The sequence below is a fragment of the Streptomyces sp. CNH189 genome, from assembly GCF_000527195.1.
Map to the genome: position 1 here is coordinate 41,276 of NZ_AZUS01000006.1, position 12,341 is coordinate 53,616.

Annotated in this window: 8 protein-coding genes; 5 read left to right on the forward strand and 3 right to left on the reverse strand. The window is 73.2% G+C overall.

Annotated features, from left to right (window positions below):
• The first annotated feature begins 124 nt into the window (after positions 1-124).
• From B100_RS0110340 to moeZ, 5 genes are all read left to right on the forward strand, one after another.
• A complete protein-coding gene (locus B100_RS0110340) occupies positions 125-1,771 on the forward strand; it encodes a DUF3492 domain-containing protein (RefSeq protein ID WP_037722576.1) in 1,647 nt (548 codons plus the stop codon).
• Positions 1,768-2,919, forward strand: coding sequence for a hypothetical protein (locus B100_RS0110345; protein ID WP_024884362.1), 1,152 nt, complete (start codon positions 1,768-1,770; stop codon positions 2,917-2,919). The genes B100_RS0110340 and B100_RS0110345 overlap by 4 nt, the downstream gene beginning before the upstream one ends.
• A gap of 175 nt (positions 2,920-3,094) precedes the next feature.
• The gene (locus B100_RS0110350) at positions 3,095-4,108 is read left to right on the forward strand and encodes an SDR family oxidoreductase (RefSeq protein ID WP_024884363.1); all 1,014 of its coding nucleotides are present in this window, start codon (positions 3,095-3,097) and stop codon (positions 4,106-4,108) included.
• Complete coding sequence (locus B100_RS0110355) at positions 4,096-4,857, forward strand: spherulation-specific family 4 protein (protein WP_024884364.1); 762 nt, start codon at positions 4,096-4,098, stop codon at positions 4,855-4,857. Before B100_RS0110350 ends, B100_RS0110355 begins: the two co-directional genes overlap by 13 nt.
• Positions 4,858-4,920: 63 nt before the next feature.
• The gene (gene moeZ / locus B100_RS0110360; RefSeq protein WP_024884365.1) at positions 4,921-6,099 is read left to right on the forward strand and encodes an adenylyltransferase/sulfurtransferase MoeZ; all 1,179 of its coding nucleotides are present in this window, start codon (positions 4,921-4,923) and stop codon (positions 6,097-6,099) included.
• A gap of 101 nt (positions 6,100-6,200) precedes the next feature.
• Here moeZ and B100_RS0110365 read toward each other — a convergent pair whose 3' ends face one another.
• From B100_RS0110365 to B100_RS0110375, 3 genes are all read right to left on the reverse strand, one after another.
• A complete protein-coding gene (locus tag B100_RS0110365) occupies positions 6,201-7,703 on the reverse strand; it encodes an alpha/beta hydrolase (protein ID WP_024884366.1) in 1,503 nt (500 codons plus the stop codon).
• Positions 7,704-7,851: 148 nt separating this feature from the next.
• Entirely contained in the window at positions 7,852-9,405 is a 1,554-nt protein-coding gene (locus tag B100_RS0110370; protein ID WP_024884367.1) for an alpha/beta hydrolase, read from the reverse strand.
• Between the two features lie 86 nt (positions 9,406-9,491).
• Entirely contained in the window at positions 9,492-12,230 is a 2,739-nt protein-coding gene (locus B100_RS0110375) for a lysylphosphatidylglycerol synthase transmembrane domain-containing protein (RefSeq protein ID WP_024884368.1), read from the reverse strand.
• Positions 12,231-12,341: the final 111 nt, after the last annotated feature.

Consider the following 12,341-nt stretch of genomic DNA (forward strand, 5'->3'; position numbering starts at 1 on the left):
CACCCCTTTTGGTGGCGTGATGGACAACCGTCCATCACGCCACCGCCCTGTCCGCATACGTTCGTCCCGCTGCGAGCCGCCCAACCAACGGCGGCTCCCCACACGGGAGATCGGGGGTGCACACGTGCGCATCGGACTGCTTACGGAGGGTGGTTATCCGTATGTGGGCGGTGAGGGCGGGGTGTGGTGCGACCGTCTGGTGCGCGGGCTCGGCCGACACGAGTTCGACGTCTACGCGTTCAGCACCGGCCAGGCCCAGGAGGACACGGGCTGGGTGGAGCTGCCGCCCCAGGTCACCAGGGTGCGCACGGCGCCGCTGTGGACCGCCGAGGACGACGGGGTGGTCCACGGCCGCCGCGCCCGCCGGCGTTTCGCCGAGCACTACGGCGAACTGGCCGCCGTCCTCTGCACCGCGGCCGAGCCCGGCACCGCCGAGGCGGACCGTTTCGCCAACGCGCTCCACGGACTCGCCGAACTCGCCCGCGACGAGGGCGGACTGATCGCCGCACTCCGCTCCGAGCAGGCCGTACGCGCCCTGGAACGCGCCTGTCGTGCGCCCGGAGCGCGGCGCACGGCGCGCGAGGCCCGCGTCCCGGACCTGCTGACGGTCGCCGCCCACCTGGAGCGCGCCCTGCGCCCCCTCTCCCTCGACTGGTACGAGGAGGACGGCATCGGCGCGGTGGACCTCTGCCACGCCGCGTCCGGCGGCACTGCCGCACTCCCGGGCCTGCTCGCCCACCACTTCTTCGGGGTGCCGCTCCTGGTCACCGAGTACGGCGTCCGCCTGCGCACCCACTACCTCACCCGCCCGGACGCCTCGCCCGCGGTCAGGTCGCTGCTCGCCGCCTTCCACGGCCGGCTGACCGCCGAGACCTACCGCACGGCCGCGATGATCACCCCCGGCAACGCGCACGCCCGACGCTGGCAGGAGCGCTGCGGCGCCGACCGCGCGAAACTGCGCACGATCCACCCGGGCATGGACCCCGCGCCCTTCGCGCACGTGGCGGAGAACCCCGGGACGGCTGACTCGCACACCCTCGTCTGGACCGGCCGGGTGGAACCCGCCAAGGACCTGGTCTCGCTGCTGCACGCCTTCGCGGAGATCCGCACGGCCGAGCCCAAGAGCCGGCTGCGGATGGTCGGTCGCCCTTCGGGCCCGGAGGGCACCGCCTACCTCGGTCACTGCAAGGCACTGGCCGCGCAGCTCTTCCCGGACGAGGCCGACGGCCCGCACGCCGTCGGACAGAACCCGGTGTCCTTCGAGGAACTCGGCGGCCCCGGCGCAGAGACCGCCGCCGACGTCCGCGCGGGCGGCGCCGTCACCGTGCTCTCCAGCGTCGTCGAGGGGTTCCCGGTGGGCCTCATCGAGTCGATGTTCTGCGGACGCGCGACGGTCTCCACGGACGTCGGCGCGGTCGTCGAGGTGATCGGCGGCACGGGTCTCGTCGTGCCGCCGCGTAATCCGCGGGCGCTCGCCGAGGCGTGCGTCTCGCTGCTGCGCGACCCCGAGCGCCGCGCACGGCTCGGCGCCGCCGCACGCGCCCGGGCGCTCGAACTGTTCACCGTCGAGCAGAACGTCACCGCCTTCCGCGGCCTGTACCTGGAGATCGTCGCGCGGACACCGGTACGCCGCCCCGTCCTCGGCGACCCCCAGCCCTTCGCCGCCCCCGCCGAGGCCCATGTCACCGGCCACTGGACCGAACCCACCCCCCGCTCCGTCCCCACCTGGGCCGTGGAGACGCCGGTGCCCGCCACGGAGACCGTCCGATGACCGACCTGAGCGAACTCGACCGCGGGACACCGCCCGGAGCGGCCGACCCGGTCAAGGTGCTGCTGCACCGCCACCGCGAGCTGTGCGAACGCGCGGTGGACCCGCTGGAGATCGCGGCCGGCCTGGAGGCCCACGGCATCACCGACCGGACCGCCGCACGCTTCCGTCACCGCGACGTCTTCTCGCTGGCGGAGGAGCTCTACGCCCGCGTCCCGCGCGACACGGAGACCGGCACGCCCTGGCCTGACGGAGCGTCCGGGGCCGACGCGCCGTCCCGCGAGGGGAGCGGCCGGCGGTCCGTCCCGTTCCTCCTGCCGCTGCTCCCGGGCCTGCTGTGCGCGGCGTCGATCATCGCCCTGTCCCGGACCCACGGCCAGACCCGTCTCCACGCGGCGGCCGCCGGCATCCTCGCCGTTGCCCTCGCCCTGCGCGCGGCGGTGCGCCGGGGACCGCTGAGCGTCCCCGCGGACCTCGCCCCCCGGGCGGCCACCGGCTCCTGGACCTGGTGGCTCGTCGGGTACGCCGTGCTGGGCGACGGACTGCTGCGCACCGCCGTCACCGGCGGCCCCGACGGCCTCCCCGACGGCACCACCGAGGGGCACTGGCCGCTGGCCCTCGCGCCGGTACTGGCCCTCGCCCTCGCCTGCCTCCCCGCGACCTGGGCCACCCACCTCTTCCTCACCGTCGCCCGCCGCAAGCTCGCCACCAGCCGCGGCCTGGAGGACTTCGCCGCCTCGGTCCGCCCCGTCCTGCTCGGCGCCGTCGCCCTGTTCCTGGGTGCCCTGGCCGCCATCGTCGCCCTGTGCTCGCCGTTCCTCGGCACGGCCCCCGTGTCCCCGGTGATCCTCACCCTGGGCGCCCTCCTCCTCGTCGCCCGCCTGCTCACCGTGCACGGCTTCACCCACGCGCCGCGCGTGATCCTCATGCTCACCGCGGTCGCCCAGGTGCTGGCCGTCGCCACGGTCTTCGCGGCCCGCCTGCCCGGCTGCACCCCGCTGGGCGCACCGGTGGAAGCCCTGGTAACCGCCTGGGGCCCCGCCGCCGTACCCGTCCTGACCTGCGGTGCGGGCGCCCTGGTCTTGCTGGTCCACGCCTCCCGCACCCTCACCCGCGCCTCGGCGCACCTGCGCGCGGAGCAGCAGCGATGACCCCCCGTCGCAGCGGGGCGGCGCGGCCCGACGCGACCCCGCCTCACCGGCCGGCCGCCCGCCCCGCACACCCCGCCCCACCGGCAGCCGCACCGCAGGCGCGCCCGATCCCACCCGAAGGAGACCCCCGCATGACCTGCCGACCCGCCACCGCCTGCCACGAAGGAGCCGACCGATGAGGGTCCTGCTGATCGGAGCCAACGGCTACATCGGCCGCTTCGTGGCCGACCGCCTGCTCGCCGACCCCGCCGTCCAGCTCACCGCCCTCGGCCGCGGTGACGACGCCGACGTCCGCTTCGACCTCGCCACCGGCAGCCCCGGCGCCCTGACCCGCTTCCTCGACGCCGTCCACCCCGGTGTGGTCGTCAACTGCGCCGGCGCCACGCGCGGCGGCGCCCGCGAACTCACCCGGCACAACACCGTCGCCGTCGCCACCATCTGCGAGGCGCTGCGCCGCAGCGGCTGCGGGGCGCGGCTCGTGCAGATCGGCTGCGGCTCCGAGTACGGGCCCAGCCAGCCGGGCTCCTCCACGGCCGAGGACGCCGTCCCCCGCCCCGGCGGCCCCTACGGCGTCAGCAAGCTCGCCGCCACCGAACTGGTCCTCGGCTCCGGCCTGGACGCCGTGGTGCTGCGGGTGTTCTCGCCCGTCGGCCCCGGCACCCCCGCCGGGTCGCCCCTCGGACGCCTCGCCGAGGCCATGCGCCGCGCCATGCAGTCCGGCGACGGCGAACTGAAGCTCGGCGGTCTCGGCGCCCAGCGCGACTTCGTGGACGTCCGCGACGTGGCGCGGGCCGTGCACGCCGCCTCGCTCTCCGCCGCGCAGGGCGTCATCAACATCGGCTCCGGGCGCGCCGTCCGCCTCCGGGACGCCGCCGGGATCCTCGCCCGGGTGGCCGGCTACGGCGGTGCCCTCAACGAGCTCGACGGCCTCCCCGGCCCCCACGTCGGTGCCGTCCACGCCACGCACACCGCCCACGCGTCCCACCTGAGGGCGACCATCGGGCACCCCCGCAGCGAACCCGAGCACCACATCGCCACCTCACCCGCCGCGTTCCCGTACCCCGACGGCTGCGGAACCTGGCAGCAGGCCGATGTGCGCACCGCGCGCGACCGGCTCGGCTGGCGGCCCCGGATCAACCTCGAGGAGTCGCTGGCGGACATCTGGATGGAGGCGGCATGCCGTATCTGACCAGCTTCAGACCGAGCACCGCGACCACCGACGTCCGCACCGGCTTCGGTGTCCCTGGGGTCGCGCATCCTCTCCTCGCCGCCGACGAGTGGAACCGGCTCCACCGCCCCGGAACCCCCCTGCACTGGGTGGTGCTCGACGTGGCCGGCGGCCCCGGGGTCCAGCCGGACCCGCACTGCCTGGAGGCGGCGGGCCGCCTGCGCAACGCCGGCGTGCGCGTCCTCGGCCACGTCGACACCGCCTACGGGCTGCGGAGCTTCGGCGAGATCATCTCGGACGCCCACCGCTTCCTCGACTGGTACCAGGTCGACGGCTTCCTCCTCGACCGCTGCCCCGCCGACCGCGCGGCGCTCCCTGAGGTACGGCGCACCGTCGCCACCCTCCGGGTGATCCACGAGGGCGCGCACGTCGTCCTCGGCCACGGCACGCATCCGCACCCCGGCTACGCCGAGCACGCCGACCAGCTGGTCACCTACTCCGGCCCCTGGAGCGACTACCGCTGGTCCCAGGTCGCGGAGTGGACCGCGGACCATCCGCCCGAGCGGTTCTGCCACTTCGTGCACGGCGTGCCCCGGCCGCACCTGGAGGAGGCCCTGCGCATCGCCCGCTGGCAGGGCGCCGCCACCATCTACTTCACCGACCACTCCGACCGCGTCTCCGGCCGTGCCGGCCCGGCAGATCCCTGGGGGCCGCTGCCCGGCTACTGGGACGACATCGTCTCGCGTGTCGGAACGGGTGTCTCGGAATGAAAAAGGGCGTGGCAGTGTTGTCGCGAGAACAACCGTAGTGATTGACCGACCAACGGAGTCCCCGTGTCGCTGCCACCCCTGGTCGAGCCGGCCCCCGAGCTCACCGTAGACGAGGTCCGCAGGTACTCCCGCCACCTGATCATCCCCGACGTGGGCATGGACGGGCAGAAGCGGCTGAAGAACGCCAAGGTGCTCTTTGTGGGCGCCGGCGGCCTGGGTTCGCCGGGTCTCATGTACATGGCCGCGGCGGGCGTCGGCACGCTCGGCATCGTGGAGTTCGACGAGGTCGACGAGTCGAACCTGCAGCGCCAGATCATCCACAGCCAGTCCGACATCGGCCGCCCCAAGGCCGAGTCCGCGCGTGACACGATCAAGGGGATCAACCCCTACGTGAACGTGGTCCTGCACGAGGAGCGGCTCGAGGCCGACAACGTGATGGACCTGTTCAGCCAGTACGACCTGATCGTCGACGGCACGGACAACTTCGCGACCCGCTACCTGGTCAACGACGCCTGCGTGCTGCTGAACAAGCCGTACGTGTGGGGTTCCATCTACCGCTTCGACGGCCAGGCCTCCGTCTTCTGGTCCGAGCACGGTCCCTGCTACCGCTGCCTCTACCCGGAGCCCCCGCCCCCCGGCATGGTCCCCTCCTGCGCCGAGGGCGGCGTCCTGGGCGTGCTCTGCGCGTCCATCGGCTCCATCCAGGCCAACGAGGCCATCAAGCTCCTCGCCGGCATCGGTGAGCCGCTCGTCGGGCGCCTGATGATCTACGACGCCCTGGAGATGCAGTACCGCCAGGTCAAGGTCCGCAAGGACCCGGACTGCGCGATCTGCGGCGAGAACCCGACCGTCACCGAGCTCATCGACTACGAGGCCTTCTGCGGCGTCGTGTCCGAGGAGGCCCAGGCGGCGGCCGCCGGCTCCACGATCACTCCCAAGCAGCTCAAGGAGTGGATCGACGACGGCGAGAACCTCGAGCTCATCGACGTCCGCGAGCCGAACGAGTTCGAGATCGTCTCCATCCCGGGCGCCCGGCTGATCCCCAAGAACGAGTTCCTCATGGGCAACGCCCTGGAGAGCCTGCCGCAGGACAAGAAGATCGTCTTGAACTGCAAGACGGGTGTCCGCAGTGCGGAAGTCCTCGCGGTCCTCAAGTCCGCGGGCTTCTCCGACGCCGTCCACGTCGGCGGCGGCGTCATCGGCTGGGTCAACCAGATCGAGCCGGAGAAGCCGGTCTACTAGGCCGCACCGGCCGAAGCGGTCCGCGTGACCGCGCCGGCCGTCACCGGGTCCTCGTCGGGGGCTCCGGGCGCCTTCCCGGGTGCCCGGAGCCCCCGACGCCGTCAGGAGCAGACCTTGCCGTCCTCCGGGACCGTGCCGTCCAGCAGGTAGGCGTTCACCGTGGAGTCGACGCAGTCGCTGCCACTGCCGTAGGCGCCGTGGCCCTCGCCCTTCCAGGTGAGCACCACCCCGACGTCCTCGCCCAGCTCGTCCGCCATCCGCCGCGCTCCCTCGTACGGCGTGGCCGGGTCGCCCGTGTTGCCCACGACCAGGACCGGCGCCGCGCCAGGGGCGCTCACCTCCGGCGTGTCGAACTGGCCCGGCACCGGCCAGTCGTGGCACCAGCCCGCCGTGTCCCAGCCGAGGAAGGACCCGAAGACGGGGGAGATCTCCTCGAACTCGGGCAGCAGCTTCTTCGTCTCCTCCAGAGTCGGCCGCTGCTTGTCGTCCAGGCACGATATGACCCGCTGGGAGTGGGTCGTGGTGCCGTAGTGCCCCGAGGCGTCGCGCTCGTTGTAGCCGTCCGCGAGGGCCAGCAGCGCCGTGCCGTCCCCGTCCTGCGCGGCCTCCAGTGCGCCGGTCAGCGCCGGCCAGCTGGACTTGCTGTAGAGCGGCAGGACGATGCCGGTCAGCGCCAGCGACTGGGTCAGCTCACGCCCCGAGGAGGACGTCGGCAGCGGCTCGGCGTCGATCCGGTCCAGCAGGTCCGCGATCTCGCGCGAGCCCTGCTCCGGGTCCTTCCCGGTGGACTTCAGGTAGTTGTCGAGGGCCGTCTGGAAGCCCCGGGTCTGGTTCTTGGCGTGGCCGATCGTGTCGGCGGTCGGGTCGACCACCGCGTCGAGCGTCATCCGGCCCACCCTCTCCGGGAACAGGTGGGCGTAGACGCCGCCGAGCTCGGTGCCGTAGGAGATGCCGAAGTAGTGCATCCGGTCGTCGCCCAGTGCCTGCCGGATGCGGTCCATGTCCCGTGCGGTGTCGGTGGTGGAGACATGCGCCATGAGCTTCTCGGCGGTCTCCTGGCAGCCCTTGCCGAAGTCGGCCGCGTCCGCGAGGAACGCCCGCTCCTCGGCCGGGGTGTCCGGGGTGCCGTCCACGGAGGACTCGGCGGACTGGATGGCCTTGTCGTCACGGCAGCGGACGCCCTCGCTCGCGGCCACCCCGCGCGGGTCCCAGCTCACCAGGTCGTACCGCTCGCGCAGATCGTCGGTCAGGGCTGCGTAGGCGGGCAGGGTGGAGACACCGGAGCCGCCCGGACCGCCGAAGTTGAACAGCAGGGAGCCGAGGCGGTCGCCGCCCGTGGCCCTTGTCCGGATGAGGGCCAGACCGATCGTCTCGCCCTCCGGCTTCGACCAGTCCAGCGGCACCTGAAGCGTGGCGCACTGCCACTCGTCGCCCGGTGCCGGGGCGTCCTCGGTGGCCTTGCAGCGTCCCCAGTCGAGCGCGGCCTTCGCGCCGTTGCCGTCGTCCTTCTTCGAGCCGTCGTCCGACGGTCCCGCGCCGCTGCATCCCGCCGTCAGCAGCGCGGCGGCGACCGTCAGGGCCGCCCACCGTGTGAACCGGGTCATGTGCCACTTCCCCCCTCGCAGGCCGTCCGCTGCGTGCGGCGAACGGCGTCCCGGCCATGGTAGGCAGTCCCGGCGTTCGCCGGGGAGGCCTGTGGAAAACGCTCTGAGCTGGGCGTTCGCCCTCGGCCTGCTCGGCGTTCCCGCACGATCAGGGGCAGACGGTCCCGGCCTGGGGCACCTTGCCGTCCAGCAGATAGCCGTGCACCGCGTTCCGCACGCAGGTGTCCTCGCCGTTGTAGGCGCCGTGCCCCTGCCCCTTGTATGTCAGCTCCACGCCGACCCCCTCACCGAGCGCCCGCGCCATGCTGCGCGCCCCCTCGTAGGGCGTGGCCGGGTCGCCGGTGTTGCCGATCACGAGGATCGGGGCCGAGCCGGGGGCGCTGACGTCCGGGTGGTCGGCGGCGCCCCGCACCGCCCAGTCGGTGCAGGTGATCAGTCCCCAGGCCATGAAGTCCCCGAAGAGCGGGGACGCCTTCCGGAACTCGGGAAGCAGCCGCTCCACGTCCGCCGGGGTGTAGCGGGGCTCGGCGTCGGAGCAGCTGATGGCGGTGTTGGCGGGGACGAGGTTGCTGTACTCGCCGTTCTCGCCGCGTCCGTTCATCGAGTCGGCGAGCACCATCAGGATCGTGCCGTCACCGTCGTAGGCCTGCTCCAGGCCGTCGGTGAGGAACGGCCAGAAGTCCTGGGAGTACAGGGCCTGCGCGATCCCGCTCGTCGCCATCGTCTCGGTCAGCTGACGTGGGAAGACCCCGGGGATGGGCCGGCTGTCCAGGTCCTTCAGCAGTTTCGCGATGCGGTCCTGGACGTCCTGGACGCTGTCGCCGACAGGGCACTCCTCGGTGCCGGAGACGCAGTCCTCGGCGTAGTTGTCGAGGGCGAGCTGGAAGCCCCGCGCCTGGCCCAGCGAGGCCTGCTCGGAGTCCTGCGCCGGGTCGACGACCGCGTCGAAGACCGCGCGCCCCACTTTGTCGGGGAAGAGGTGGGCGTAGACGCCGCCGAGTTCCGTGCCGTAGGAGATGCCGAAGTAGTACAGCCTGTCGTCGCCGAGCACCTGGCGCATCAGGTCCAGGTCACGGGCCGCGTCCGTGGTGCGCACGTGCGGCAGGATCCGCCCGGAGTTGTCCTCGCAGGCCGCGTTGAACTCCTCGGTGCCGTCGAGCAGTTCCGTGCGCTCGGCGCTGTCGTCCGGGGTGCCGTCCCGCTGGAAGTGCTCGTCGAGCTGCTGGTCGTCCTGGCAGGTCACGGGCGCGCTGCGGCCGACCCCGCGGGGGTCGAAGCTGACCAGGTCGTACCGGGTGCGCAGGGTGGCGTAGTCCTGGCCGAACGCGGGCAGCGTGGTCACCCCGGATCCGCCCGGCCCGCCGAAGTTGAAGATCAGGGAGCCGATGCGCTCGCCCGCCGGGCCGCTGGTGCGGGCCCGGATCAGGGCGAGTCCGATGGTGTCGCCGTCGGGGTCGTCCCAGTCCAGCGGTGCCTTCATCGCCGCGCACTCCCACGCGCCCCGGGCGCCGGGCAGCGGGGAGGGGGTGGCGCCCCCGCCCTGGGCCTCGTCGGGGGCGGGGCAGGCCTTCCAGTCGAGCTTCTGCCGCGTCAGGTCCTCGGCCGGTTCGTCGTCGTCCCCGGCGCACCCCGCCAGCAGCGCGGGCAGCAGTACGGCGCAGGCGGTCAGGGCGGCGGCTCGCAGCCGGAAGGGGTGGGGCATGTCCTCATCCTGCGGTCGGCCCCGGCCGGGCGCGCGGGGCGCGGGCCGTCCGAGGGAGGACGGCCCGCCGCCGACGTCTCAGCCGGTCACAGGGCCGCCTTGCGGGTGAGGTGGTTGAAGGCGAGCCAGCCCGGCAGCACGGGCAGCCACAGCGTGAGCAGCCGGAACAGCAGCACGGCCGGCGCTGCGACCTCCTTGGGGAGGCCGACCGCGATCAGACCGACGGTCAGGGTGGCCTCGACGGCGCCCACACCGCCCGGCGTCGGGGCCGCCGACCCGAGGGCGTTGCCCGCGAGGAACACGACGGCGACGCCGGCGATGGAGACCGAGGTCGAGTCGTCGCCGAACGCCCGGATCGAGGCGTCCAGGCACATCACGAAGCAGGCCGTCAGCAGCAGCATGCCGCCGATGCCGGTGATCAGCTTCTGGGGCCGCTGCAGCACGTCCAGCATGCGCGGCACGACGCCCGCGAAGAGCGAACGCACGCGCGTGACGACGAACTTCCGCAGGAACGGCACCGAGGTCACCACGAGGACCAGCACCGCCACCGTCAACAGCCCGCCGATGACGGTGCGCGACGGCGACAGCGAGGGGGTCTTCTCGGTGCCGGTCAGGTAGCCGAACGCCAGCAGCATCAGGATGTGACAGCCGAGCCCGAACAGCTGCGACGCGCCGACGCTCGCCACCGCGAGCCCCGGTCGCACCCCCGCCCGCTGGAGGAAGCGGGTGTTGAGAGCGACGCCGCCGACCGCCGGCGGGGCGACGATCTTCACGAAGGACCCGGCGACCTGGGCCGCCACGGTGCGCGGGAACGGCACCCGCTCCGGCACGAACCCGAGCAGGGCCATCGCGGCCGCCACGTAGCTGGCCGCCGAGAACAGCACCGCCGCCGCGACCCAGCCCCATTCCGCGTTGGCGATCAGCGGGCCGAACTCGATGTGCGTGAGCTGCGTCAGCAGGAAGTACGCGCCGATCGCGCCCGCGATGAGGCTGATCAGCGTGCGCGGTCGGACCCGTTCCAGACGGGCCGGCTCGACCGGGGCCTGGGGCCGGATACGGAGCACCTCGTGCCGGATCTGGCTGAGCAGGTCCTCCTCACGCGCCTCGTCCAGGGCCTCGTCGATGGCGCGCTTCTCGGCCCGCTGCTCCGCGCGGACGGCCTTCTTGCCGGCCTTGTCGAGCGTGACGGGGCCGTCGTCGTCGGTGTCGTGGGCGCGGGCCGGACGGGAATGCCGCGAGGCCTCCAGCACGGCCTCCCGTTCCCGCTCCGCGCGCTCCCGGGCCAGCTTCCGCAGCGTCGCGCGCGTGGAACGGCTCAGCGCGATCGGCTGGAGCATCGGCAGACAGTCCGCCACCGCGTCGGGACCGAGGACGCTCAGCGCGGAGGCCACCGCGCGTTCGGCACCCACCCGCAGGCCCAGGGTCACCAGCAGCTGGGAGACGTCCATCCGCAGCAGCAGATCGCCGGCCGCGATCTCCCCGCCGCGCAGGTCGGTGAGGATCACCGTGCCGGAACGGTCCACCAGGATGGCGTCGCCGACCAGCCGGCGGTGCGCGATTCGGCGGGACTGGAGCGCCTTCACCTGGTGCCAGGTGCCGCGCAGCAGGTCGTCGGTGATCTCGTCGTCCGCAAGCGAGTCGAGGGTGCGCCCGCCGGTGTGCTCGTAGACGAGCATCACCGCGTCGGGGCCGAGCTCCGACGTCGCGATCAGCTTGGGCGCGTTGGCGCCGGCCGCGATGGCGGCGTAGGCCAGCAGCGCCTCCTGCTCCAGCGCCTGGCGCAGCGACTGAAGGCTCCTGCGGGTGGCGAAGCCGCGCAGTGCGAGATTGCGCCACGCGCGGTAGAAGAACCCCTGCGCCTGCTGCTCGCGGTCGACGACGGTGACGTCCAGGGGCGGGCCGTCCTCCAGGGTGACGAAGTAGCGCCGGCCCCGGTCGCCGCTCTCGGCGGCGTCGGGGGCCTCCTCGCGGGAGGCGGTCACGGGGCGGAAGCCGACCGTGCGCAGCCCCGCCATCAGGGTGCGGCCGGTGGGCCGCACGTTGGGCGAGCCGACGGCGTAGAGCGTGCCGTAGGCGACGGTCCAGCCGATCAGCACCGTGAGGATGATCGAGAACGGGGTGGTGTACCCGGTGACGAGCATCGAGAAGGCGTCGAGCAGCAGCACCACCCACAGCACCGCGCGCCACCGGGGTCTGCGGGACATGCCGACGGCGGTCATGTACGCGATGACGGGGGCCAGGTAGCCGTGGACCGGGTCGGTGAGGGCGTGGATGTCGCCGGGGGAGGGCTGGGTGAGCGCGTCCTGGATCGAGCCGGGGGCGGCCCGCGCGACCCACAGGTCGGTGGCGAGCGTCACCCCGTGCGCGAGGACGGCGGCGAGCACGCCGTCGGCGATCCGCAGCCCGTCCCGTTTGATCAGCCGTTCGATGGCGAAGGCGACCGGGACCAGCAGGATGGCGATGCTGGACGCCAGACCGGCGATCTTGATGAGCAGGTCGGGCGCCTGTCCGGTGCCCTTGTTGATGTCCTGCTCCAGGCCCGAGGTGGTGCCGTGGGCGAACGCGGCGATCGCCAGCAGCACCACGACGGCGAGCACGCCGCCCACGAGCCGCATGAGATCGGACGGGCGGTGCACGCGCGCGGGGAGCAGCGGTTCGTCGCCCTCCACCTCGTCGATGTGCGCGGCGTCCTGCTGCTCAGGGTCCTGCTGCTCGGGGTCCGGACGTGCGGCGTCCGCGTCGGGCCGTGCGGCGTCCGAGTCCTGGCGCGACGAGGCGTCAGGGGTGCCCTCCGTGTCCTCGGGGTGCGCACCCTGCTGCTTCATCGTCTCTTCTCGATCTCGTATCACCGGTCACCGCCCGCACGATGGTGGCATGCCGTACCGCCACAAGGGGGCATCAGGGTCCACAAGCGGGGCGGCACAGTCTGCCCGAAG

Excerpts from the sequence above, each read along its gene's own strand:
- B100_RS0110345 (WP_024884362.1), top strand. The coding sequence starts at position 1,768 with ATGACCGACCTGAGCGAACTCGACCGCGGGACACCGCCCGGAGCGGCC.
- B100_RS0110350 (WP_024884363.1), top strand. The coding sequence starts at position 3,095 with ATGAGGGTCCTGCTGATCGGAGCCAACGGCTACATCGGCCGCTTCGTG.
- B100_RS0110355 (WP_024884364.1), top strand. The coding sequence starts at position 4,096 with ATGCCGTATCTGACCAGCTTCAGACCGAGCACCGCGACCACCGACGTC.
- B100_RS0110365 (WP_024884366.1), bottom strand. The coding sequence starts at position 7,703 with ATGACCCGGTTCACACGGTGGGCGGCCCTGACGGTCGCCGCCGCGCTG.
- B100_RS0110370 (WP_024884367.1), bottom strand. The coding sequence starts at position 9,405 with ATGCCCCACCCCTTCCGGCTGCGAGCCGCCGCCCTGACCGCCTGCGCC.
- B100_RS0110375 (WP_024884368.1), bottom strand. The coding sequence starts at position 12,230 with ATGAAGCAGCAGGGTGCGCACCCCGAGGACACGGAGGGCACCCCTGAC.